The following is a 24469-nucleotide window of genomic DNA, read 5'->3' as shown; positions in this document are numbered from 1 at the left end:
TTGGAAGGGGTATCGCTGACTTGCGACTACTCCTAAGCAGAAGGTGTGCCAGCCTCCGACGAGTCCTCGAGGAGCACCGTTTCAGAGGGGAACTCCTTCGCAGAGCCCTTCTCCCCCAGTGCTCGGACTGGTGACTGGCTTCTTCGACTGGTGACTGTCGGCACCACCGGACCGCGGGCTTGGAATGGGGCGGTGGCGTGCTCCTGCAACCGCCTGGCGCCCGCTCTGGAGCGCGGAGCAGTGAAATCGAGACGCCTTGCGAGTGATTTGTGAGCAAGTGCGCCGGCGGTCTAGAAGGGCCGCCCTTCCCTCACTTCTGGAGTTCTTCATCATGCGTTCATTCGCCCTTCTCATGGGGCTGCTGAGCACCGTGCTCATCCTCAGCGCCTGCAAGGACGATCCCCAGCCGCCGCCTGAAACCGAGACCCCCGAGATCACCAGCGCCTCGCCACTGCCGGGGGCCTATGCCGGCCAGCCCTACTCCACCCCGCTCGAGGCCAAGGGAGGCAAGGCGCCCCTCACATTCAGTGTCACCTCCGGCCTACTGCCCGTAGGCCTGACACTTTCAACCGATGGCACCCTCGGACCCAAGGTGAACGAGGGCATCACCCAGGGCACGAAGAGCACCTTCACCGTCACCGTGACGGATGCGGACGGGAAGACGGGCACCAAGGACTTCGAGCTCACCACCTACCAACTGCCGCAGCTCGCCTCCGCGGAGCTCACCCTCGCCACCGAGGGCGTGGACTATCGGCGCTCGGAGTCCGCCCCCGAGAGCCTCCAGGCGCAGCTCGGCCAGGGGGCGCTCACCTTCTCCGCCACGGGCCTGCCCCAAGGCCTGAGCCTGGACGCGAGCTCCGGTGTGCTGACCGGAACCCCTGCGCCGGGCTCTGAGGGCACGTACTCCATCACCGTCACCGTGACGGATGCGGGCAGCCGGTCCGCCAGCCAGACCTACGCCCTGCAGGTCGTGAAGCCCCAGCCGGTGAGCCTGGGCGGCGTCGTGGGACTGGCGCCCGCGGGCAGCCGCATCACCGACACGCTGACCGTCTTCGCCGTCTCGGGCCGGGTGCCCCAGGCCAACGTGGGGGTGCGCGTACGCAAGAACGGCCAGGAGTACTCCCCCGCCAAGGAAGCCCTCACCGACGACACGGGCAAGGCCGTCTTCACCGGCCTGGGCCTCAACGGCACCACGGACACCGTGGACATCACCGCCAATGGCAAGGAGCTGACGAACACCACCTATGCCGGCATCAACGCCTCGCTCGTCACCGTGTACCTGTTCCCCAACACCGTGCTGGGCGCGCGCGTGTACAGCAGCGGCGCCTACGATCCCAGCTCTCGGCGCTTCCTCCTGTACGGCGGCTACGACTCGTCAATGAGCAACTCCCTCTTCTACACCCAATGCTTCAACGACACGGTGGAGGCGGTGGATGTGGCGCAGAAGCGCTTCACCCTGCGCGTGCCAGCAGGCCAGAGCACCTCGCCCTCGCCTCGCTACGATGCAGCCATGGCCGTGGCTGGCGGCAAGGCGGTCCTCTTCGGCGGCCGCAACTGCATCGACACGGGTGACGCGCTGGGTGACACCTGGGAGTTCGATCTGGCCACCAACACCTGGGCGCCCGTCACCCCGGCCAGCAGCAAGCCCGCGCCTCGCCGCTCTCCAGCCCTGGTGCGCGATGCCAGCGGCAACTCCATCTACCTGGTGGGTGGCTACCGCATCCCCTTCTTCAGCAACGAGGTGTGGCGCTACGAGCCCGCCACCCATACCTGGTCCGCGCTCCCCGCAGCACCCTTCAACCGCGCGTTCATGGGCGCTACCACGCAGACCGCCACCGGGGAGCTGTGGTTCTGCGGCGGCCGAGGGACTCCCGTCGTCACCGCCGAGTGCCAATCCTTCGATCCCTCCACTGGCAACTGGACCGTCAGGCCCTCGCTGCCCTCGGAGCGCTCCGACTTCCCCATGGCGTTCGATCCCTTCACCGAGACCCTCTATGCCTTTGGCGGACGGACTCTGGACAGCACTCCCTTCGGGGACCTTCTGAGGTTGCGCAAGGGCGCCACCGCCTGGGAGTCCGTGATTCCGCCGGGAGCTACCCCGCAGCCGCGCTACGCCCACGTGATGTACTTCGATGTGGAGCGGCACGAGCTCGTGCTGGGGCTCGGCCTCACCCTCGATCCGGCCACCTCCACCACAACCCGTCTCGGGGACCTGTGGACCTACGACGGGCAGGCCTGGACAGAGCGCGGCGCAGCGGCGCCGATCCCGGGCTACTCCGTCAGCGGTCAGGTGACGGGAGGGCCCGTCAATGGCACGGCGGTGATCAACCTGGCCACCGCGAACGGCCTCTTCCGCACCACGACGGCCACCCTCGATGCGCAGGGCCATGGCACGTACACGCTCTCGGGCATCTCTCCCAGCGAGCCCTTCTTCATGACGGTGTCCGGCAACGACTACACCCTGGAGTTTCCGAAGAGCCTCTGGAACTACACCGAGCTGCAGCACGCCGGGCTGGCCGCGAATGCCACGGTGGACATCGCCTTGCCACCGGGACCGGCGGTGCTGCTACAGGCCACGGGCAGCTTCCAGCTCCCGGCGGGCTGGCACAACCAGGGACTGTACTTCCAGGCCGATCCCACGCGCGACGTGCCGGGCTTCCCCTACGTGAACAGCGGAGTCGCCAACTACGATGGGCTCACCAACCAGTTCAGCGTCGCCTTCGTCGCGGCGAACGCGCCCGTGCAGCAGCGCATCACCGGCTATCTCTCCAGTGAGCGGGTCTGCGAGGACCACTCCCTCTACACCACCATCGGCGCTGGAACCCTGAGCCTCCCGCTCAGCGCCCCCGCCACCGGGGTATCCCCGGGCCAACCGGAGTGCATCCCCCAGGGGCCACGCGGCGTAGGCACCGCGCGCGCCCGGGCGAGCAACTCCGGGGCGGCGCGCATCTCGGTCGCGGACCTCGACGGAGACACGTTCCCGGATCTGCTCATCCCCGGGCGCTTCGCCATAGGCATGTACTGGGGTACTCCCTCCCTCACCAGCGTCGTCACGGACACGAACTGCTGCAACGACATCACCCAGCCCCACAGTGTGGTCGCCGGTGACTTCAACAAGGACGGCAAGCCGGACCTGGCCATCACCGAGCCGGCAACGAACTCCGTCCACGTGCTGCTCGCCAGCTCCAGCACGCCTCGCAGCTTCGAGGCGCCCACCCCGTACCCTGTGGGCACCAGCCCATCGGGGCTCGCGGCGGCGGACGTGAACGGAGATGGGTCCCTGGATCTGCTCGTCGCCAATCAGGGCGACAACACCGTGTCCATCCTCAACGGTGCGGCCAACGGCACCTTCAGCGCGGGCGTGCAGGTGGCATTGGCCGGCACCTCGCCCACGCAGGTGCTCGTAACCAACCTGGACGGCGACAACACGCCGGACCTCGTGGTGCTGGTGACCGAGGGACTCTCCATCGCGCTCGATGGCACCGCGCAGGGCCCGTTCGGCAACTCGACGCGCGTCACCACTGGCGCCCAGCCCGCCGCCGTGGTGGTGGGCCGCCTCAACGGCGACAACCTGCCGGACATGGCGGTGGCCAACACGGGCAACAACACCGTCGCCCTGCTGCTGGGCGCGGGTGGGGGGACGTTCGCGCAGCCGGTGAACATCGCCGCCCTGTCGCCCGCGGGCCTTGCGCTGGCCGAGTTCACCGGTGACACGCACTTGGATCTCGCGGTGAGCAACTCCAGCGAGGGCACCGTCACCCTCTACCAGGGAGCCTCCAACGGCACCTTCGTCGAGCACTCGAAGATACCGGTGCCGGGAGACCCGCGTGCCCTGGTGGCGCTCGACATCAACGCGGATGGCCTCAATGATCTGGCTGTCGCCTCGCCCACCGCCAATGGCGTGTACGTGCTCCTGGGCCAGAAGCCGGCGCCCACCGCTCCGGGCAACGCCTTCACCTTCACCGCTCCGGCCAACGCCGGCTTCATGTGGTCCATGCACGGCATCACGGGCCACCGGCGCTACTGGGACTACTACGCGGCCATCCAGCCCGGCCCGGTCTCCTACTCCCTGCCGCTGCCGAGCACCCTGGCGCCCTCTTCCGCGCCCGTTGCGCCCGCCAGTGGCAAGCTGGAGCTGACGTGGACGCCGTGGGTGAAGCAGTGGGAGCCGAACTCGCCGCGGCGTTTCAATCCGCGCCAGTTCCTCCTGAACAACCTGGGCACGGACGCGGAGACACAGCCGGGCGCCAGCCACTACTTCTGGCCGTAGCCCTCTCTCAGCGAAGCGGCCCACCTCCACCGCGAGACCGCGCGGGGAAGTGGGCCGCATTTGAAGCGACTACCTCAGGACCTTACTGCTTGGTCCAGGTGTAGGTCGACGTGTCGTACTGCGCGCCGGCCTTGTTGTAGGTGAACGAGTACGTGATCGCCGCACCCGCGCTGATGCCGCTCGCGGTGTACTCCCAGCGGCCCGTGCCGCTGTTGTACGTCAGGGTGACGTTCTGCTGGCCAGTGGCCGCGGTGCTGTAGTGCACGATGACGTACTGCGCCGTGAAGCCCGTCGGCTTGAACCAGAAGAGCGCCTGGGTGGAGCTGGCGGTGCTGACACCGTAGGTCCACTCGGTGCCGGTGCCGCTGCTGCCGCCGCCGCTGCTGGCCTGCGTGGTGGCGGTGGCCGTGTTGCTGGCGGCCGAGAGGTTACCCGCCGCGTCCCGCGCCTTGACGGTGTAGCTGTAGGCCGTGGAGGCCGTCAGCCCCGTGTCGCTGTACGAAGTCCCCGTCGGCGTGCCGACCTGCGTGCCGTTGCGGTAGACGATGTAGCCCGTCACGCCCACGTTGTCCGTGGAACCGGTCCAGCTCAGGTTGATCTGGCTGCTCGACGCGGCCGTGGCCGCCAGGTTCGAGGGCGTGCTCGGCGCCGTGGTGTCGGTGCTGTTCGCCTTCGTGGTGGCGGTGGCCGTGTTGCTGGCGGACGAGATGTTGCCCGCCGCATCCGAGGCCTTGACCGTGTAGCTGTAGGACGTGTTGGCCGCCAGCCCCGTGTCGCTGTACGAAGTCGTGGTCGACGAACCGACCGCCGTGCCATTGCGATAGATGGTGTAGCCCGTCACGCCCACGTTGTCCGTGGAGCCGGTCCAGCTCAGGTTGATCTGGCTCGTCGAAGCGGCCGTGGCCGTCAGGTTCGAGGGCGTGCTCGGCGCGGTGGTGTCGGTCGGCGGAGGCGTACCGGTGCCCACGAAATCGGTGATGGTCTGCCGCTGCGACGTGGTGGGAGAGCCCGCGTACACGCGGCCGCCCTGCCCGTTGATGATGTGGGTGATCTCACTGCCCGCCTGGCCGTTCAGCCAGATGGTGGTCATGTGGTGGATCTTCACGCCCGAGACATTCGGCACCTCGATGGCGTTCTCCAGCTTCACGACCGCGTCGCGGAAGTAGGAATACACACCCAGGCCCCACGCCTCGTGGGTGGAGACGGTGTCGGCGACCTTGTACGAGGCGTACCCGTTCACCGAGCCATTCATGTACGAACCCTGGTTCGGCGGATCGTAGGGGATCTCGGACTGGTAGAAGTACACGCGGCCACCGTTGCCGTTCCACACCGTCTGGTACTGCTCGTGGTGCTCGTTGAACAGGCCGTAGATGGTGACGTTGTTGCCGTTGACAACCAGGCCGCTCTTGGTGGGGTTGGTGTTCCACGCAGCGCCCGCGCCGTGGTCCGCGCGCCACAGCCAGAGCTGGTCGCCCACGACGTTGTGGCTGTTGATCTTGATGCCCACGTCGTTCTTGCCCGCCGTCCAGCCACCGGTGCGCATCGTCAAGTCATAGAGGAAGGTGGGGTTGGACGAGTGGTTGGCCGAGCTGCCCGTGGGACCGACCTCCAGCAGGGAGGGCGAGTTCACCGCGCCGGCCTCGATGATCAGGCCCGCGATCTTGACGCCGTCCACGTCGGCCACCGAGATGGCCGGCAGGCCGGTGGTGGGCACCAGCGAGGGGTTGCCGAGACCGAGGATGATGGTGTTGGGGTTGTTGACCTTCAGGGTGTCATTGAGCTGGTAGATACCGGGCGTGAACAGGATGTGCTTGCCGGCGCTCAGCTGGGCGTTGATCGTGGCGGCGCTCGCGGTGGACGGCTGCGCGATGTAGAACTGATCGATGGAGACGGACGTGCCCGGCGTGGAGCCGTTGGCCCAGGACGGACCCTGGGTGTTCGTCTGCAGAGCCGGAACGAAGACGGCGTACGTGCCAGAGCTGGTGAGGTAGAGGTAGGGCTTCTCACGGATGATCGGCGTCTGGTTCACCACCGTGTAGGGCGGCTCCGGGAAGCTGTCCGCGGGCGCGTTGACGCTGCCCACGAAGACCATGTTCCACACCGCGTTGGCCCAGCTGCCCCACTTGCTGTTGCGCGACAGCCACTGCTGCTGCGAGCCGGGGAGAACCTGGCCATCCACCACGGAGTCCGCGAGGAAGCCGCCGCTGGCCCAGCCACCCGCGCCCGTCGAGTAGTCCACCTGGAACAGCCACAGCCCGCCCTTGATGTGGAGCCGGCGGAGCGGCGCGGCCTGCGAGACGGCGATCTGCGTCGTGCCGTTCGACGGGGTGACGGCGAAGTTCTCGAAGCTGCGCCAGAAGTTGCACGTGGCGTTGGCGTTGGCCATCCAGTTGGCCACCACGTTCACGCCACCGGTGATGTTCACGTCGTCCGGGTTTTGCCCCAGACCTCCCACGTGGGTGTAAAAGCCCACGTTGAAGTTGACGGGGTACGTGCCCGGCTTGAAGAGCAGCGCGTAGCGGTTGTTGCTGAACTCCGCGGCCTCCATGCTGGTGAAGATTTCGGTGGCCTTCGCCTGCACGTCCCCGGCCGGCATGCTCGTGTCGAACACATAGACATTCGGCCCGAAGATGGTGGTGTTGGCCTGGGACACCGGCACCGCTTCCGCGGTCCCCGGTACCGCCGCGCAGAGGCCCGCTGCGGCGGCCAATGCGGAAACCATGGACGACAACTTTTTGATCATTTCACTGTCTCCTGGAGAGGCGAGGCTTCGGTCCGCGTTTCGCGTTGCGTCAAAGGCACCGCATTCCTGCTCAACTGGTGCCTGATATTTTTGAAGACAGATGTAAAAAAGATTATCCCGGAAGTAAAGGGTTCTTTTGAAAGCGCCACCACCCAGTGTGGGCCGCTCTACGCGAAAAGTTCGAAACCCGTAGACGCGATTCCACTCGCAGCGGATGGATCAGGGCGCGCAGTGATGACGCTGTGCGTCTTTGTTTCACGCTGACATAAGCGCTTTCAAAGACGCACGCGATGACGCGTAGCAGCAATGTCTCGGATGGGGTGTCTCGCAGGACCCTTTAAGCCTTGCGAGTCTCGTCCAGCCGAGCCGCCTGTATCAGAAGGTAGTTGCGCTCGGAGAGGCTCGTGGTGCGCTCTGCCGCGCGCCGGTAGTGCTCGATGGCGCTCTCGCGGTCTCCAGCCCGCTCCAGGAGGTGCGCACGCACCGCATCAAGGCGATGGTGCTCCTTCATGCGCGGATCCTTGGCGAGCGCATCGAGGCGCTCGAGCCCCGCGGCCGGGCCGTGAACCATCGCCGTGGCGATGGCGTGGTTGAGCGTCACCATCGGATTGTCGGAGATGCGCTGCAACAGACCGTAGAGCCCCAGGATCTCCGCCCAGTCCGTGTCCTCGGAGGTGGGGGCTTCGTCGTGCACCGCGGCGATCGCCGCTTGGAGTTGATACGGGCCCACGGCTCCCCGAGGCAGCGTCGCGGTGAGCAACGCCACGCCCTCGGTGATCGCCGTCTTGTCCCACAGGCTCCGGTCCTGCTGGTCGAGCGGAATGAGCTCACCGGCCGGTCCGGTCCTCGCGGTGCGCCGCGCGTCGGTCAGCAGCATGAGCGCCAGGAGCCCCGCAACCTCTGTCTCGTCGGAGACGAGGCGATGGAGCATGCGCGTGAGGCGAAGGGCCTCGGCCGACAGGTCGCTGCGCTGCAGCTCCGGCCCCGTGGTGGCCGTGTAGCCCTCGTTGAAGATGAGGTAGAGCACGTGCATCACGGACTCGAGACGCGAGGCGCGCTCCTCGGCCGTGGGCTGCTGGAAGGGGACTCCCGAGTCCTTGATGGTTTGCTTCGCCCGGCTGATGCGCTGGGCCATGGTCGCCTCGGGGACCAGGAATGCCTTGGCGATCTCGAAGGTCGTCAACCCGCCGATGGCCCGGAGCGTGAGCGCAATCGCTGACGCGGGCGTGAGCGCGGGGTGACAACACATGAAGAGCAGGTCCAGCGTGTCATCCCGCTCCATGGCGCCCTCCTCATCCAGGGAGAGGACGAGCTGCTCCTCCGGAGGCACCAGGCTCACCACCAGCTCTTCCCGGTGGCGGCGAGCCGCCTCCGCGCGGACATGATCGGTGATGCGCCGCGACGCGATGTGGATCAGCCAGGCACGCGGGTTGTCGGGCAAGCCGTCGCGCGGCCACTGCGTCGCCGCCGCGATGAGCGCCTCCTGAACCGCATCCTCTGATGCGGCGAAGTCCCGGAAGCGCCGGACGACGGCGCCCAACACCCGCGGCGCGAGCTCGCGCAGCAGGTGCTGGGTGGAGATGTCCAGTGGCGGAGGCATCAGGGCGTGTCGATGGGCGGCCCGCTCGGCACCTGCCGCACTTCAATGTCCATGTTGAGGGGGACTCCGCCAGGCCCTGGCGCGGCGGAGGCCTCAGCGGCGATCTGATAGGCGCGCTCGGGACTCTCGACATCCACGATCCAGAACCCGGCGAGGAACTCCTTCGACTCGGGGAAGACGCCATCGGTGATGGGCTTGCCATCCTTCCCGGCGCGCACGCGCTTGGCTTGATCGGGACCGGACAGGCCCTCGGCGGCCACGAGCTCGCCCGACTCTGTGAGCTTCTTCGCGAAGTTCATCATGAAGCCAATGTGGGCCTTGATGTCCTGCTGCGGCCAGCGGGCGATCTGGTACGGCCCCCCGCTTGGAGTGTTCATGATCAGCATGTACTTCATGGTCGACTCCTCTTGTCCGAGCGCCCCTCCATGAAGCGCGCGTTCACCGGGTAGTCGGAGCCGAAAAACGGTTCTCGACATCGGTGCCGAAGCTCTTTCGCCTTTTCCGCCAGGGAGCCGCAAGTCCTTGAAACGATTGGGTTCGTAGCATGACACCGACAGCTCGGACGCCTTGCTTGTCCACGAGGAAATGCCCGGTCAGGCTACGCCGCATGAAGACCGAGTTCATCCTGCTCCGTCACGGAGAGACGGAATGGAACACGTTGGGCCGTCTGCAGGGACATCGGGACAGTCCGCTGAGCCCGGAAGGGCTGCGCCAGGCGGACGCCCTCGCGGCGCGGCTGAAGGGCTTCTCCTTCCAGGCGCTCTACAGCAGCGATCTCGGGCGAGCGCAGGAGACGGCGCGCCGCATCGCCACGAGGACGGGACACCCGGTGCTCCTGGACTCGAGACTGCGCGAGCGCGGCCTGGGCATCCTGGAAGGGCTCACGCGCGACGAGGCGAACCAGCGCCATCCCGAGGTGTTCGCGGAGTACTCGGCGGGAGGACCGGACTTCGTCGTCCCTCAGGGTGAGAGCGTGACGCAGCGGCTGCGTCATGCCCTGGAGTGCCTGGAGGAGCTTGCTACCCGACACGCGGGAACACGCCTCGTCGTCGTCACCCACGGCGGCGTGCTCAGCGGCCTGTTCCGGCACAGCCTGGGCATTCCACCGGGGACGCCTCGGAGCTTCTCCGTGCTCAATGCGAGCTGGAACCAGTTCGACTACCACGAGAAGAAGCTCCGGCTGGTGACGTGGGGAGATCTGAACCACCTGAGAGAGGACAGCCTCGACGACACTTGAGCGCGGCCAGCGCTCGCCGGTCCTGGCCCTTGTCCGCTCGGCCCCCTGCACTCCACGACGGAGTGCTCATGTTCACTGGCTTGGGAGGCTGCGTTGCCCGCCTCCTTGCGTGCCCCTACCTTGTGCATGAAGGGGCGGGGGGACAATGCCATGGGAAGAACCGGCGAGCATGACGGCCAGGGACCTGTGGCTCACCACCCCGAGGAAGCGGAGTGGGAGCTCGAGGACGGGTCCGATTTAGATGACTCCTTCCTGAAGGCAGTGGCGACCGCTCGGCCGCGGATGCAGCTGCGCCGGCTCTTTCCTGGCGAGCGGCTGGGAGGCTCGGATGGCCACCGCTTCGAGATCATCCAGCGGCTGGGCGAAGGCACCATGGGCCAGGTGTTTCGCGCCCATGACGCGGAGCTGCAGCGGGTGGTGGCCCTCAAGTTCCTCTTCCCGCGCGAGGAGTTGGAGGGCATGGGGCTGCGAGAGGCCCGGGCCATCGCGCGGCTGGATCACGAGAACATCATCCGCATCTTCGACGTGTCCGAGTGGAGGGACGGCCCTGGTGCACCTCCGGTCCCCTTCCTGGTCATGGAGTGCCTGCAGGGCGAGTCGCTCGCGGAGCTGCTGGCGCGCGAGCACAAGCTGGAGCTGCGGCGCACGTTGAAGATCATGCGAGGGGTGGCGGCGGGGCTGGCGCACGCTCACGAGCACCACATCGTCCACCGCGACCTCAAGCCCAGCAATGTCTTCCTGACCCATCAGGGCGCGGTGAAGCTCCTGGACTTTGGCCTGGCATGGCTGGCGCCCCTGAGTCCCATGGACACGCCGCAGAACCTGCCCAGCGCCGGCACGCCCTCTCACATGGCGCCTGAGCAATGGCTCGGTGAACAGGTGGACGAGCGCACGGACATCTGGGCTGCGGGAATCCTGCTGTACGAACTCCTCACCGGAGATCTCCCCTACCCGGACTTGCTCATCGAGGAGCTGCGCGAGAAGGTGCTCTCCCGGGAGCCGGTGCCCCCGCTGCGCGAGCGTCACCCGGAGCTGCCCTGGGAGCTGGAGTCCCTGCTGGCCGTCGCGCTGGCCAAGGATCCCGCCAAGCGCCTGCTGTCCGCCCAGGAGCTGCGCGAGGAGCTTCGTGAGCTGGAGGAGCACCTTCAGCCGGGCCGAGGCTCTCAACGTCCGATGGCGCCGCAGCGCCGTCAGGTGACGCTGGTGTCCTGCCGGTTGGCGGGGCTCTCGGAGCTGGCCGGGCAGTTGGATCCCGAGGACTTCGGCGAGTTGGAGGCCACCTTCCACCGCGTGGCCTCGGAGGTCATCCAGCGGCACGGCGGCTCCATCACCCTGTGCATCGGCGATGAGGTGTTGGCCTGCTTTGGCTACCCGGTGATCAAGGAAGGTGATTCCGAGAGCGCGGTGCGCGCGGGGCTGGATCTGCCCCGGGCCGTGCACCAGGCCCTCCAGGCGAGGCCGTTGCCTTGGCCATCTCGGCGGCTGGCGGTGCAGGTGGGTATCGACACGGACCTGGTGGTGCTGGACGACATCCTCCCGGAGCTGCGAGGGAGCACGCCCACCATCCAGGGAGAGGCCCCGCGCATCGCCGCCTGGCTGGGACGGCAGGCCGGACCGGATGAGGTGGTGCTCGGCCCCAGCACCCACAGCGTGGTGAAGCGCGCCTTCGACACGGTGCCGCTCGGGACTCGCGCCTTCGATGGGCGACGCACCCTGGAGCTGCACCGGGTGCTTCGCGCGCGCGTGGCCATCGTCCGCTTCGAGCGCACCCTCGCTGGAGAAGGGAAGCTGAGCCCGTTGGTGGGCCGCGAGCGTGAGCTGGGGTTGCTTCTCGATGCCTGGCGGCGCGCCCGTCAGGGCCGGGGGGGCTGCGTGCTCGTCAGCGGCGAGGCCGGCATCGGCAAGTCCCGGCTCCTGCAGGAGCTGCGCGAGCGCGTGTTGCCGGAGAATCCCCAGGTGGTGAGGATCCAGTGCTGGAGCCAGTTCAGCTCCAGTGCCCTGCATCCTGTCATCGAGTTGCTTCAGCGGACATGGTTGCGTCCGGAGCGCTCGCCCGAGGAGAACCTCCGCGCGGTGGAGCAGCGGCTCACGGATCGGGGCCTGACGCCCATGCAGGTGGGGCTCCTGGCCGCGCTGGTGGGATTGCCCGTGGCCGAGGATGTTCCGCACAAGCGCCTCACGCCGCAGCGCCAGAAGGAAGAGACGATGGCGGCGCTGCTCGCCCTTCCCGCGCACCAGGAGTTGAGGCGTCCGCTGCTGGTCCTGGTGGAGGATCTCCACTGGGCGGACTCCTCCACGCTGCAGCTGCTGGGCTCCCTGGAGGATTTCGCGGGCAGCCAGAGCTGGCTCCTGGTCTTCAGTGCACGCCCCGAGTTCCGCCCGCCCTGGGGACAGCCTGCCCGCTTCCAGCTCCTGGCCCTGGAACGGCTGTCGGCGGAATGCACCGAGCGGCTGGTGAAGGAGATGGCGCGAGGCCAGCGGCTACCGGACAAGGTGGTGACGCAGCTGGTGGCCCGGACGGATGGAATCCCCCTCTTCGTCGAGGAGATGACGCGGGTGATCCTCCAAGGCGGAGCGGCTGCCATCCCGCTGACCCTGCACGAGCTGCTGCTGGCCCGGCTGGACTCACTGCCCCGCAGGCAGAAGCAGCTCGCGCAACTGTGCGCGGTGGTGGGGCGAAGCTTCTCACACGCGCTGCTCGCCACGCTGACGGGGCGGGCCGGTAGCGCACTGCGCAGGGATCTGGCGGGGCTGATGGCCGCGGGGCTGTTACAGCCATGGGATGAGGAGGCCGAGCCCGGCTACCAGTTCCGCCATGCTTTGATCCAGGAGGCAGCATTGCAGTCTCTGCCTCGCAGCGTGCGGCGGCAGCACCACCAACGCATCGCCCAGGCTCTGGAGGAGAGCACCGTGAAGCCGGCGGGCTTGCTCGCCTACCACTACCTGGCGGCCAACGACGAGGCCAAGGGGCTGGAGTACACGTTGATCGCCGCGCGCGCCGCGAGGCGGCAGTACGCCAACGACGAGGCCATCCACCACTACCACCGGGCCTTGGAGGTGCTCTCCACGTCGGAGCGCCTGCCACAACCCGGAGTCCGAGAGGACACGCGTCACGTGATGATGGAGCTGGCCCAGACGCTCTTGCAGGCAGGCCACTACACCGCCGCCATCCAGACATTCGAGCAGCGGCTCCAGGACGAGCCGTCGGACACCGTCCGCGCGGAGATCCATGTGGGGCTGGGCCGCGCCTTCCAGGAGAAGGGCGAGTCGGGCCGGGCCATCCAGGAGCTGGAGCGCGCCCTCAAGCTCATGGGACACGCCGCGCCTAGCAACCGGGCCGCTCGGGTGATCCGCACGGTGGCTCACCTCGGCATTCATCTGCTGAGCCGGATCTTCCCGCGCATCCTCCGGCCCGTGCCGACGCTCCAGCGGCCGCTGTTCCTCAAGCAGCTCGACACACTGATGTCCCTGATCCGGATCTACTACTTCGTGGATCTGTCCAAGCTCACCTGGGCCACGCTGGTGGCGCTCAACATGGCGGAGCGGGCGCGCACGGACTACGCCCTGAGCCTGAGCAGTGGGTACTACGGCACCGTGCTGTTTGGCGCTGGGCTGCTCGAGGGCTCGCGGAAGTACATGGACCGGGCGGTGGAACTCGGACGGCGCTCGAAGGACATGGCCATCGAGGGCATTGCCCTGAGCCGACTGGGCACCCACGCCCTGTTCACCAATGATCTGGAGCGGGCCATGCAGTTGGAGGAGGAGGCCATCCACACGCTCCAGCAGGTGGGCGAGCCGTGGGAGGTGCAGACGTCCACGATGATCCTGGGGACCAGCCACTTCCTGTCCGCGCGATTCGAGCAGGCCGAGAAGGCCTTCCAGGACATGGGTGCGCTGGGACAGGCGCTCAACGCCCTGATGCACCAGGGGTGGGCCCACTCGTGGGTTCCCATCTGCCGCTACCTCCGGGGAGAGAGGGACGTGGATCAGCTCTGCAAGGAACTGGAGCAGGGCCACGACATCTCCGTCGCGGTGGGCGATCTGGCCAACCAGTGCGCGGCGCTCAACCACCTGGCCAACATCTTCGTGCGCGAGCACCGGGTGGAGGACGCGGCACGCATGGCCGTGCGCGCCTTTGACAAGGTGTGGAAGTACCAGGTGCTGGTGCCCTTCCTGCAGATCGGCCTGGTGGACGCGGCGGAGGCGGCCCTCTTCGCGTTGGAGGAGGGCGCTACCTCGGTGCCACGCTCGAAGCTGCTGCGCATCGTCCGCCTGGGCAGCTTCAAGGCGAGGGTGCTGTCGCGCATCTACACGTACCTGCGGGGGCCAGCACTGCGGGTGACGGCCCGGGCGCTGAACCTGAGCAAGGGTGTTGCCGCCGCCGAGCCCGTGTTCCTGGAGGCCATCTCAATCCTGGAGAAGGGCCCCCACCGATGGGAGCTGGGCGTGGCGTGCTTCGACGCGGCCGTCGCCCTCCCCCACCGGCGCGCGCAGCTGCTGGGGCTTGCCCGGGAGATCTTCACCGCCATTGGTGCCCAGGCGGAGCTTCGCCGCGTGGAGCGCCTGGAAGGTCAAGCTCTCGAAGTACCCCTGTAGGAGCATCGCGGTCGCGTTGCTACAGCCTCTATGCCTCGAGGGTTCTCTTTCGAGAGGCACTCAGGATGAAGAACCGGCTCCTTTGGATGGTCGCCCTGGCGACCGCCACCAGCGCGTGCCTGGGGGTGCGTGCACCCCCTCGCTTCGGAGCCCTTCGCGCGGACAACAAGCCCTTCCAGCTTCATCAGGACATCCGCCTGTATGCCGCCCACAACGGAATGACCGTGGTGCTGGTCCCCGACCGGCGCACCAACCTGGTCACGGTGGATGCGCGTTATCGTTTTGGCGCCTCCGATGATCCTCCCGGAAGAGCTGGGATGGCGCATCTGGTCGAGCACCTCACCTTCGAGGCTTGGACGGGCCCAGACCGGGCCAGCCTCTCCGACCGTCTGAGCGAGGCTGCCCTCGAGCACAATGCCTTCACCAACCACGACGTGACCCACTACACGGCCACGGCGCTCGCGGACCGGCTCACGGATGTCCTCGAGATCGAGGCGCAACGCCTCGAGATGACCTGCGATCAGCTCGACGACGCTGTCTTCAGCCGTGAGCGGGATGTGGTCCTGGAGGAGGAAGCCCAGCGGCGCGCACCGCGGACGGATTTCTCCCTTCAAATCTTGCAAGGAGTCTGGGGCCAGCACCACCCCTATGCCCGAGAGATCGGCACTCTCGAGGTGGCGAATGCGACCAAGGACGAGGCCTGCGGCTTCCTCAGCAGTCACTATGCACCTGACAGCTTGATCCTGGTCGTCACGGGCGATTTCGACCCGGCCGCGCTCGCCCAGCAGATCGGCAAGCGCTTCGGCCAGAACACGCGGAGGAGAGCCACCGCGCACACCGCTGTTCCGCAAGCCCATCTCACGGGTACCCGGGCCCGGTATCAGGCAGACGTCGACAAAGCCGCCGCGCTCGTCTTCTTCCCTGCCCCGCCATGGGGGAGCAAGGATACGGTCCTGCATCTGCTGGCCGTCCAGCGGTTGCGCCAGGTGATGGCAGGAGCCAACGAGGAGCTCGATTGGATCACCGGCGTCCAGGTGGGCACCGAGGGAGCGGGAGAGGCCCGGCTGCTCCGCGTCGAGATCTCGGTCGACGACCCCAAGCGCCTCGATGCCGCCGTCGACGAACTCTTCGCGCGCGCGCCCAAGATGTTCTCCGACATGAACCCCTACAGCACGGTCCGCCTGATCACCCAGCTCCAGAACAACTACCTGGAGTCGTACGAGTCCTTCGAGACTCGAAGCTCCTGGTTCGCCGACTATCTGACCTACACTCGGCATTACGAACTCATGGAGGCGGAGCTTGAGTCGCTGGAACACGTGACGATGGCCGACGCCGACCGCTACGTCCGGGCAAGATTCGTGAGGAACCAAAGTCACGTCGCCCTGGTCGACCCCAGCGGAAAACCCGCCACCGCCTCAACCACCACGGTGGCCTCGGGCCAGGAACCCGATCTCGCCCCGTGGAGAGCTCCCGTCGACCCCCAGGAGGCTCAGCACCCGCTCCCCGTTCCGGCCTCCCGTATCAGCGACACGATCGACGAGATGGCCCTGAAGAATGGACTCCGGGTATTGCTGGTCCCCGATCCCAGCAGCTCACTGGTCGATGTGCGGCTGGTGCTCCCGCATGGTTCGGCATCCGACCCGCACGATCGCCAGGGTCTGGCTGTCGCCGCCGCGGCCTTGCTGGAGGACAATCCTCGCCGTCGCTACCGGGCGAGAGACGCCTTCCTGCTCACCTGGGGTTTGAGCGTGGGGACCCAGCTCGATGAGGAGGTTCACGAGACATCGACGGTGTTCACGGCTCGTGGGGCCGCCAACCGGGCCGACTGGCACGTGTGGCGCCTGCTGTGGCTCGTCGAGCAGTGTGGCTATCTCGACGAGTCCGTGACGGCTTTCCGCGACATGATCATTCATGCCAGCGCGAAGGAGGAAGGAGATCCCGTAAAGGCCCGAATGCATCAGCTGTTGTTCGGCAAAGCGCATCCCTACGCCGCTCCGCTGCCGACCGGGAACGCGTGGAGCTGGCTGACCACCGACGAGCTGGAGCGCTATCACGAGAAGTACTACGCACCGCGTGGAGCTACGTTGATCGTCACCGGCGACTTCGAACTGGAGGCCATGAGAAAACATGTCCGGTCCCTGTTCGGGCCGTGGTCCGATGTCGCCACCGTCCCTCCCGAGACGGTTCCCGCGCCCCAGCCCGAGCCGGGGCCGAGCTGGCTGGGGATGCGCGATCCCTCCCGCTCCCAAGTGGGCCTGGAGGTAGCGTTCGCGATCCCGTCGGCTCCCGGCCAAGAACATGCCGCAAGGATCGTCCTGAGTGAGATGGTCAGAGATCGCCTGCGGATCGTCCGCGAGGGAATGGGCGCGTCGTATGGCGTGACTGCGGAGTACACGCGAGGCGCCGGTGGAGGCGCGTTCTACATCACGAGCGACCTGGATCCAGGACGCGCCTCCAAGGCCGCAACCGCGCTCCTCTCCGAACTCGAGGCCCTGCGTACCGGGGCCGGGAACATGCTCGAGGACTTCGTGCGCGCGCGGCGTCGTGCCCTGGCCAACGCCTTGGCGGATGCCGCTGGAGTCACCGCCGTGGCGGACGAACTCGAACTCGGCGTGCGGCAAGGATTGCCTGTCGACTACATCGACCAGCTGGCGGCCGCGATCAGCAAGGTCACTCCCGCCGAGGTCGCCGCAGTGGCTGCAACTGATCTCGACCCGCACCGCAGGGTGGTCTCCGTAACCGCCACACCCGAGAGAGTGGACGGAGTACTGACCGCCCTGGGCGCCAGCGAACCCACGATCTTCGACAAGAAGGAGCGGACGGCAGCAGCCCAGCCCTGACCAGGCTGCCAACGTGCCGAGCCAGTCGTTACTTCTCGCGGCGGACGGCTTTTCGACCCGCGGACCGGTCCCATATCGCTCCCGGAGCAGGTGCTCAACGGCCGCGGTCCACGCCCCGCTCTCTCCGGGCCTGGAGACAGCGGGCACTGCCGGGTTCCACCAGCCGGCAGCCCCGAGGACGATCCGCGTAGATGGCGCACTGGACGCTCTGGCCCAGCTTGCCTCTCAGTGCCGCGCAGCGACCGCTGGGATCCAGGCGCAGGTGCGGTACCTGCTCCTCGTCCTCGACGACGTAGCGCTTGCGCAGATCCTCCCGCCGCAGCAGCCGGCTGTCGGCCTGGACCTCCACGTAGTAGGGGAAGCCCTCGGCGCGATTCTCATCCGGATTGCAGCAGCAGGCGCCGCAGCGCTGGCAGTCGAGCACGGTCATCGAGGCGCCCATGATAGAGCCTGTTCTTCACCAACTGGCACTCAGCTCCAGCGTCGGCAAGTGCTTCTGGTAGTTCCCGTTCGTGTAGTCGTAGCGGTGGCACACGAACTCTGGTGCCAAGCACGTCGAGCCGGTGTCCTCCAATTGCGTATCCACGTTCGAGCTGTTCACCAGCAGGTCGTACCGCATGGACAGCAAGACGTGCCGCGCCAGACGAGCACTCACCTGCGGCCCCAGCACGAAGCGCACATCCCGGCGCTGGCGCCGGTTCCACTCCGCCTGGGTCCCGTCCATGAACTGGACCCGTAGGAAGCTGTCGGACCGGTAGCGGCGCCACTCCACCCCGGCATCGAGACTCGCGTCGAGCCAGGAGTTCAGCACCCAGCGCGCCGAGGCTCCCGTGGCGTGTCCCGCCCAGGCAAAGGGGATGACGTATTCCTGGAAGAGGTCCGAGCCCTGCACGGAAGCGGCCTGCTCCAGGGTGCCGATGAGATCCGCGCGGTAGCGGTACCACGCCGTCACCGCCACCGTGCGCAGGCGGAGTTCCTGGGACACCGTCGCGTCCAGGCGCCGCCCCGTGAGGTAGCTGAACTCGTCGCCGAGCCCCAGCTTGCGCGCGAAGGACGCATCGAGCCGCGTGCTCGTCAACTCGCTCTCGTCCACGGCCAGCCACGCCGAGGCGCCCCCCGAAGCCTGCAGCCCTCGGAACGCCGACAAGCCCGTGAAGAACACGTCACCCGAGACCGAGCCCCCAAGCCGAAGGTGGTGAGCCATCTCCCACTCCAAGGACGCCCCCACCCGATGCAGTTGCAGCGAGTAATCCCGCGCGGAGGACACGGAGTAGGCCCGCTGTGAACCGCCGTACGAGAACTCGGAGAACACCGCATCCGACAGCCGCATGCGCGCGACGATCCCGAGCCCAACCTCAGCAAAGGGACTCCCGGTCACCAGTTCAGTCATCCCTCCGGAGACATCCCTTGGCGCCACGCCCACCTGGAGCACGTTGCTGTCGAAGCCCAGGCTGGCTCCCGCGGAGAGCCCCACTCCTCGGCCATTCGAGCGCAGCCCGAAGGACAGCCGGTCGAGATATTCGCGCGCTGTCTCCTCCTCCAAGGGCGCCAGCTGAAGATCCAGCGCCGAGGAGATGTCCGCTCGCGCCGTGGCCCTGTCCCCCGCACGGTAGGCCGAGGCCCCCGCCATGAGCCGCGCGCGGCCGGAGGAAGGAGCCTGCTTCTGCGCCTCCAGGAAATGCGCGCGGGCCTCCTCGAAGCGCCCGGCGTCGAAGGCCGCCAGGCCCTGGCGGTAGGCCTCGCTTTCACTCCCTTCGGTTTCCCGGGGCTCGCGAACGCCGGAGATCTCCGCGAGCAGGTCCTCCACGAGCGCAAGTTCCCGCTCGGAAGCCCCGGGCCTGGCTCGGGCGGCCCATTGCGCGGCGCGCTCGGGCGAGCCTGCATCCAGTGCGGCGAAGCCTGCGTTGGCCAAGGCCACGCGAGCCAGGGAGTCATCCGCCGTGGCGGCCAGGAAGGCTTGCTCCGCTTCGGCAAAGCGCCCCAGCGCGTAGAGACAGGCTCCACGGTTGAAGTTCCAGGGGCCGCGCTCGGGAGCGTCCGCGGCCTGACCCGCGGCGTCGAGCGCCTCCATGGCTTCAGCGGGCTTTCCAGCACGAAAGCGAGAGAGTCCCACCAGGTAGAACGCGGCTCCTTCCTGGGGTGGATGCGCGGCCTGCAAGGCCAGCTGCTCCGCCTCCGCGTACCTGCCTTCAGAGAAGGCCTGCTGCGCCTCCGCGAGAGGATCCCCCGCGGCGAGCATCACCACGAGCACCAGCGCTGGGGCAGCGATCATCGCGGCGGATTGGAAGGCGGCGGAGAAGAGGACGGCGGTGGGCCGCCCTCAGTCCTGGGGGAGTGTGTCCCCGATCGCCCGTCCTCACCTGGGCGGGGTGGTCCCCTTCCGCCAGGGCCACCTGGAGACCCCCGGTGGGAGTCCGATCCCGGAGGCGGACGAACCGCTTCATCCCGGGGCGGAGGCGGCGGACGCTCGGAGCGCATCCGTCCGAGAATCGTGTCCACCTTCTCACCCGGTGCAATCACATCCACGGTGTGCGAACTGCGAACGTGGACGCGATTCGCGGCGTTCGCGTTCTCCGAGGCGGGCGGAGGCGGAGGTGCCTCGGGAGCACGCACGGCGCTGGTCTCGGGTTTGGGAGGAGCCGGCTGCTCCTGCGCGCGAGCGCTCCCCGCCAGCAGCAGCGCGAGCGCCAGGGCCATGATCGGGAGCTGGGTGTGGAAGGGCTTCATCCGTCCGTCACCTCCAGCACCACATCGTGCTCGATCTTCTGATCGCCTGCACGCGCCAGCGCTGTCACCAGGTAGCGGCCCGGCTTGTGTCCCCGGATGGCAATGGGGATGACGTTGCTCCCCGCGCTCAGCGGTTGGGTCCAGGTGAAGGAGCGCAGCGGCAGCTCCTCGCCGTCGGCCCAGAAGGCCAGTCCTTCCGGCAGACTCACCTGGAAGTCCGCCTGCTCCACCGCCACATCGGCGGTGAAATCCAGCTTGATGACGGCCACGCGACTGGCCGGTACCCGCGTGCCTGGCGCCTCGAGCGAGCGCGAAACCTGGGTACCTTCGGGCAGCGAAGCAGGCGGCGAACGAACCGCTCCCAGGACGAAGAACGCGGCCACCCCGGCCGCAACGCCCAGGACCGGCCAGAGGACCGGTGCAGCCCGGCGCATCCACCACCGCACCTTGTCCCACCCTGGCTCCGGCTCAGGAGGCCCCGCCGCGACGAGCTTCCGGTGGAGCGCCGACTGAAAGGACGACTCGGGCAGTTCCTCGCGCAGCGCACCCAGGCGCGCTCTCAGCTCGCGGTCTTCCGAGTCTTCCGGTTCACTCATTGCCCACTCCCACGTCCATGTGACGAAACATCCGGGTCCTGTGTTCCCGTACGGCCAGTATTGGCAGGGGAATCAGGGGCTCGCTCGCCCGCCAGGAGCGTTCGCAGCAGCGCCCGGCCCCGGGACAGGCGCGACTTTACTGTGCCGATGGCCACTGACTCGATGGCGGCCACCTCCTCATAGGTATGGCCTTCTACATCGAAGAGGACCACCGCCGTGCGGAACTCCGGCGGCAGTTGGCGCAAGGCGTTCCAGAGTTTCTGACGCTCCTCGGCCCGGGCAATGCCCTCATCGGCGGACTCCTGTGAGGAAGGGAGCCGGACGTGGTCCTCGGGCAGCGGATCTTCCTGGGAGCGCTCGCGGCCCGCGCGGCTGCGCGCCGCGTCGTAGAAGACGTTGCGCACCACGACATAGAGCCACGTCTTGAAGGAGGACTGGAAGCGGAACGAGCGCAGGCTCTTGTACACCTTCACCAGCGCTTCCTGGGCCAGGTCCTCCGCGTCCGAGTCGGACGGAGCGAATGCGCGGGCGAAGCGGCGGACCTGGGGCAGGTGCGCGGAGATGAGGAGCTCGAAGGCGCGGACGCTGCCGTCCTGGGCCTCGGCGATCAATGCGCGCAGTTCGTCGTTCTCGACCAAGGCGGCCAGTCTATCCATCCACGTGCCGGGAACACGAATTTGCCCCTTCTCGTCTCACGCGTGCGGCCGGGAGAGAGGCCGGACCGGAACGCGAGGGAGCACATACATATGAAGCGCAGGATGCCAGGCAGTCCTTGGTTCGGAGTGATGGCGCTCGTCGCCGGAGCGCTGACGGGCACCGGATGCAACTCGGAGGACACAGTGGAGAACACCACCGCGGCGGTATCCCAGGCGGTGGAGACCACGTCGGATGCCACGGATGCGGTGGATGTCTCCAGTCTGTTGCACGGGCTGCACGGGCTCCGCCCCGAGGCGGTCGAGGGCTTCCACTGTGACGCCAGCCCCGACATCACCTACGTGGAAGTGTGCGGCCAGAGCCTGCCCGCGACGGTTCACCTGGAGTGGACCGACTGCGCGGCGCCCGAGCGTCCCGGCGGCGGCGGTGGCATCGGTGGTGGTGGTGGTGGCGGCGGCGGTGGTGATGGCAGGGGACATGGAGGGCCCGGCGGGGCTGGCGGCGAGGCGCTCGCGTCCGCTGCATCTCCGGAGAAAGGAGGCTTCTGTGGGGCACACTCGGGGCCATCGAGCGGCACCGTGGACACGACGTACTCGTACTCCTCGGGGGGCGACTGCGCGAATGCGCTGACTCGCAATCAGACGGTGACCTTCCAGATCACTCGCACTGCGGAGGACGGCTCGGTGTCGACGGTGCAGGGCACCAGCACCTCGAGCGCGCTGCTGGTGGCGGAGGGCCCGCCGCAGCAGAAGGAGACGAAGGCGGACGTGACGCGCACCACGAAGGACGCAGAGGGCGCGGTGGTGAAGTCTGTGCACCTGACGGGCTCCATGAGCGTGGCGTTCTCCGCGGACACGCCGCCGGTGCGGACGATCAATGGCTCGTACACGCAGGAGTACCTGGACGGCACGTCGGGCACGGTGACGTTGCAGGACGTCGTCCGTCAGCCGCGCAACGTGTGCCCGTGGCCGACGTCCGGCACGCTGACGCAAACCAGCTCTGACGGCACGAGCCATGCCCTGGCGTTTGGCCCGGACTGCGGCGCGGCCACGCTGGATGGCACCGCGGTGGACCTGCCTGCCCAGCCGGCACGGGGCAAGGGCAAGCGCTGAGATTGTTGTAAGGGCGCGCAGCCCGGAGGGAATGCCCCCCTCCAGGTGGACTCCGGGCTGCGCCCTGTCTTCGCCCATCAGTGCAGCGTCTTCTTGAGCCGGCTCAGCCGCTCGTGGGTGCGCTTCTGGGCAGGCAGCAGCTCCATGCGGACGAAGCGGCGTGCATCCCCGTGTACCTGGTCCGCGTCCCGCTGGTAGTCCGCCAGGCCGTGGTCCTCCCCCTCCTCGAGCGCCTGGATGGCTGCCTTCTCCCCGAACGCGCTTGCTCCACCCTCGACCAGCTTCGCGAAGACACCCCAGGGGCCCGATCCCTCGGCGGGCGTGCCTCCGAGTCTCTCGATGCGCTCCCGGATCGCCGCCACCCGTTGCTCGTGGTCCTTCTGACACACCTCCAACTGGGGACGCAGCCGGTCATCCGAGAGACGCTCGAGGGCCTGACGGTAGGTCTCCACAGCGGAGATCTCTCCGCGCAGGAACGAATTGAGTGTCTCGACGTCGTTCTGTGCCATGGGAATCCTCCTCGTGCGGTTATCCGCGCAAAAGTGAGGCATTCCCTGGCTCCGGCAACGGGCGCTCCCTCGTCCCCTCCCCTCTCCGAGGCTCCGGTGCGGGGCCCGCCCGCCCGCCTCCGTCTTCGCTACGGCTTGCCCAGCAGCTCCAGGGCGGAGCTCACCAGCGTGGTGACACCCGTACGGATCGTCCGCTCGCGATCCGGAGCGAAGACTCCCGAGTGGAGCGAGGGGAGCGTCTCTCCGGATTTCTGCGCCGCCGCCCACTTCTTCGGCTCCACCGTGCCAATCCAGAACATGACTGCGGGCACGCCCGCGCGGCCGTACTCGGAGAAGTCCTCGCCTCCCATCGTCGGCGTGCCCTCGCGGACGTTCTCCGCTCCCAGCGCCCGGCTCACGGCGGGGAGCACCCGCTTCATGAGCTCCGGATCATTATATGTGGCCGGAGTACCCTCGGTGATGGCCACGGTGGGCGGACGCGGCGAGCCCGCCGCCAGGGACTCGCCCTTGGCGATGCGCTCGATGGCATCGAGGATCTGCTTGCGGACCTCGGGCTTGTAGCTGCGCACGGTGAGCTGGAGCTTCACCTCATCGGGGATGATGTTGTGCTTCGTCCCGCCGTGGATGGAGCCGACCGTCACCACCGCGGGCTCCATCGGGTTGCGCTCGCGGCTGACGATCGTCTGGAAGGCGAGCACCGTCCGGGCCGCGAGCAGCACGGGATCCACCGTGGTGTGCGGGTAGGCCCCGTGCCCACCCTTGCCATAGAGCGTCACATCGACCGAGTCCACGCTGGCGAAGGCAAAGCCCGCCGCCTGCTCCACCGTGCCCGAGGCGCCATTGGCCAGGTTGTGCACCGCCAGCGCGTAGTCCGGCTTGGGAAAGCGCTTGAACAGACCATCCTCGAGCATCGCCCGGGCTCCCGAGCCGGACTCCTCGGCCGGCTGGCCCACCATCATCACCGTGCCCCGCCAGCGATCCTTCGAGCGGGACAGCAGGGTGGCCACGCCCACCCAGACCGTCATGTGCACGTCATGCCCGCAGGCATGCATCACCGGGATGGTCTGCCCCGAGGCATCCTTCGTCGTCGCCTTGCTGGCATAGGGCAGCCCCGTCTTCTCCTCCAACGGCAGACCATCGAGTTCCGTGCGCAACATCACCGTGGGGCCCTTGCCGTTGCGCAGCAGGCCGACCACGCCGTGCCCGCCCACCTTCTCCGTCACCTCGAAGCCCAGCGCGCGCAGCCGCTCGGCCATCTTCGCGGCGGTGTTCTCCTCTTTGGTGGAGAGCTCCGGCGTCTGGTGGAGGTTGCGGTAGAGCGTGTCGAGCTCGGGATAGAGGGAATCCAACCCCTGCAAGGGCTGAGGCGCGGGGGTGCCAGGCTCCGCGGCGAGCGCGCTCCCTCCAAGAACGAGCAGCAGAAGCACCGAGCGGGCAGAACGTCGCAGCACACTTCCTCCGATGGATGAATGAGCGCGGCGATTACACCACAGCGCGGGCCGGTGTCTGCCGTGTGTTAACGCGCCAGGCCATTCGTTTCTCCGCTAGCATGCCCCCCTCCTCGGCGCCCGCCGTGGACTGCTCT

Annotated in this window: 14 protein-coding genes; 5 read left to right on the top strand and 9 right to left on the bottom strand. The window is 67.7% G+C overall.

Translation table 11 applies throughout. The annotated features are described in order from the left end of the window. Window positions 1–331: 331 nt before the first annotated feature. Window positions 332–4270 (top strand): Kelch repeat-containing protein, encoded by a 3939-nt coding sequence (locus tag KY501_RS27300; RefSeq protein ID WP_224366384.1) that lies wholly within the window; start codon window positions 332–334, stop codon window positions 4268–4270. Between the two features lie 82 nt (window positions 4271–4352). On the opposite strand, the gene KY501_RS27295 is transcribed toward KY501_RS27300, so the two are convergent. From KY501_RS27295 to KY501_RS27285, 3 genes are all read right to left on the bottom strand, one after another. Then, entirely contained in the window at window positions 4353–7013 is a 2661-nt protein-coding gene (locus tag KY501_RS27295; protein ID WP_224366383.1) for a fibronectin type III domain-containing protein, read from the bottom strand. 337 nt (window positions 7014–7350) lie between these two features. Next, complete coding sequence (locus KY501_RS27290) at window positions 7351–8613, bottom strand: RNA polymerase sigma factor (protein WP_224366382.1); 1263 nt, start codon at window positions 8611–8613, stop codon at window positions 7351–7353. Then, the gene (locus tag KY501_RS27285) at window positions 8613–9008 is read right to left on the bottom strand and encodes a YciI family protein (RefSeq protein WP_224366381.1); all 396 of its coding nucleotides are present in this window, start codon (window positions 9006–9008) and stop codon (window positions 8613–8615) included. Before KY501_RS27285 ends, KY501_RS27290 begins: the two co-directional genes overlap by 1 nt. Before the next feature lie 212 nt (window positions 9009–9220). Here KY501_RS27285 and KY501_RS27280 point away from each other — a divergent pair, with 212 nt between their 5' ends. The 3 genes from KY501_RS27280 to KY501_RS27265 all read left to right on the top strand — a co-directional run bounded on the left by KY501_RS27280 (window position 9221) and on the right by KY501_RS27265 (window position 17286). Continuing rightward, a complete protein-coding gene (locus KY501_RS27280) occupies window positions 9221–9850 on the top strand; it encodes a histidine phosphatase family protein (RefSeq protein ID WP_224366380.1) in 630 nt (209 codons plus the stop codon). Window positions 9851–10000: 150 nt separating this feature from the next. Beyond that, on the top strand, window positions 10001–14446 hold the full coding sequence (locus tag KY501_RS53685) for a protein kinase domain-containing protein (RefSeq protein WP_304608640.1): 4446 nt from the start codon (window positions 10001–10003) through the stop codon (window positions 14444–14446). A gap of 65 nt (window positions 14447–14511) precedes the next feature. Next, complete coding sequence (locus tag KY501_RS27265) at window positions 14512–17286, top strand: M16 family metallopeptidase (protein ID WP_224366379.1); 2775 nt, start codon at window positions 14512–14514, stop codon at window positions 17284–17286. A 94-nt stretch (window positions 17287–17380) separates the two neighbouring features. On the opposite strand, the gene KY501_RS27260 is transcribed toward KY501_RS27265, so the two are convergent. From KY501_RS27260 to KY501_RS27245, 4 genes are all read right to left on the bottom strand, one after another. Then, a complete protein-coding gene (locus tag KY501_RS27260; protein WP_224366378.1) occupies window positions 17381–17728 on the bottom strand; it encodes a YkgJ family cysteine cluster protein in 348 nt (115 codons plus the stop codon). A gap of 15 nt (window positions 17729–17743) precedes the next feature. Next, complete coding sequence (locus KY501_RS27255) at window positions 17744–19558, bottom strand: tetratricopeptide repeat protein (protein ID WP_224366377.1); 1815 nt, start codon at window positions 19556–19558, stop codon at window positions 17744–17746. Window positions 19559–20009: 451 nt separating this feature from the next. Next, window positions 20010–20609, bottom strand: a complete 600-nt coding sequence (locus tag KY501_RS27250; protein WP_224366376.1) for a hypothetical protein — start codon at window positions 20607–20609, stop codon at window positions 20010–20012. Next, a complete protein-coding gene (locus KY501_RS27245) occupies window positions 20606–21247 on the bottom strand; it encodes an RNA polymerase sigma factor (RefSeq protein WP_224366375.1) in 642 nt (213 codons plus the stop codon). Before KY501_RS27245 ends, KY501_RS27250 begins: the two co-directional genes overlap by 4 nt. A gap of 108 nt (window positions 21248–21355) precedes the next feature. Here KY501_RS27245 and KY501_RS27240 point away from each other — a divergent pair, with 108 nt between their 5' ends. Beyond that, window positions 21356–22375, top strand: a complete 1020-nt coding sequence (locus KY501_RS27240) for a hypothetical protein (protein WP_224366374.1) — start codon at window positions 21356–21358, stop codon at window positions 22373–22375. 77 nt (window positions 22376–22452) lie between these two features. Here the strand turns inward: KY501_RS27240 and KY501_RS27235 are convergent, their stop codons facing one another. Beyond that, a complete protein-coding gene (locus tag KY501_RS27235; protein ID WP_224366373.1) occupies window positions 22453–22884 on the bottom strand; it encodes a DUF2383 domain-containing protein in 432 nt (143 codons plus the stop codon). Window positions 22885–23012: 128 nt separating this feature from the next. Further along, window positions 23013–24335 carry an amidohydrolase gene (locus KY501_RS27230; protein ID WP_224366372.1) on the bottom strand — a complete coding sequence of 441 codons (1323 nt, stop codon included), beginning with the start codon at window positions 24333–24335 and terminating at the stop codon, window positions 23013–23015. Between the last annotated feature and the right edge of the window lie 134 nt (window positions 24336–24469).

Origin of the sequence: Hyalangium versicolor, assembly GCF_020103695.1 — a bacterium.
GTDB classification, from domain to species: domain Bacteria; phylum Myxococcota; class Myxococcia; order Myxococcales; family Myxococcaceae; genus Hyalangium; species Hyalangium versicolor.
This window is presented reverse-complemented; position numbering and strand designations above follow the sequence as displayed.

What these genes read in the sequence shown, in the direction of transcription:
- KY501_RS27300 (WP_224366384.1), top strand. Translation starts at nt 332, where the DNA reads ATGCGTTCATTCGCCCTTCTCATGGGGCTGCTGAGCACCGTGCTCATC.
- KY501_RS27295 (WP_224366383.1), bottom strand. Translation starts at nt 7,013, where the DNA reads ATGATCAAAAAGTTGTCGTCCATGGTTTCCGCATTGGCCGCCGCAGCG.
- KY501_RS27290 (WP_224366382.1), bottom strand. Translation starts at nt 8,613, where the DNA reads ATGCCTCCGCCACTGGACATCTCCACCCAGCACCTGCTGCGCGAGCTC.
- KY501_RS27285 (WP_224366381.1), bottom strand. Translation starts at nt 9,008, where the DNA reads ATGAAGTACATGCTGATCATGAACACTCCAAGCGGGGGGCCGTACCAG.
- KY501_RS27280 (WP_224366380.1), top strand. Translation starts at nt 9,221, where the DNA reads ATGAAGACCGAGTTCATCCTGCTCCGTCACGGAGAGACGGAATGGAAC.
- KY501_RS53685 (WP_304608640.1), top strand. Translation starts at nt 10,001, where the DNA reads ATGGGAAGAACCGGCGAGCATGACGGCCAGGGACCTGTGGCTCACCAC.
- KY501_RS27265 (WP_224366379.1), top strand. Translation starts at nt 14,512, where the DNA reads ATGAAGAACCGGCTCCTTTGGATGGTCGCCCTGGCGACCGCCACCAGC.
- KY501_RS27260 (WP_224366378.1), bottom strand. Translation starts at nt 17,728, where the DNA reads ATGGGCGCCTCGATGACCGTGCTCGACTGCCAGCGCTGCGGCGCCTGC.
- KY501_RS27255 (WP_224366377.1), bottom strand. Translation starts at nt 19,558, where the DNA reads ATGATCGCTGCCCCAGCGCTGGTGCTCGTGGTGATGCTCGCCGCGGGG.
- KY501_RS27250 (WP_224366376.1), bottom strand. Translation starts at nt 20,609, where the DNA reads ATGAGTGAACCGGAAGACTCGGAAGACCGCGAGCTGAGAGCGCGCCTG.
- KY501_RS27240 (WP_224366374.1), top strand. Translation starts at nt 21,356, where the DNA reads ATGAAGCGCAGGATGCCAGGCAGTCCTTGGTTCGGAGTGATGGCGCTC.
- KY501_RS27235 (WP_224366373.1), bottom strand. Translation starts at nt 22,884, where the DNA reads ATGGCACAGAACGACGTCGAGACACTCAATTCGTTCCTGCGCGGAGAG.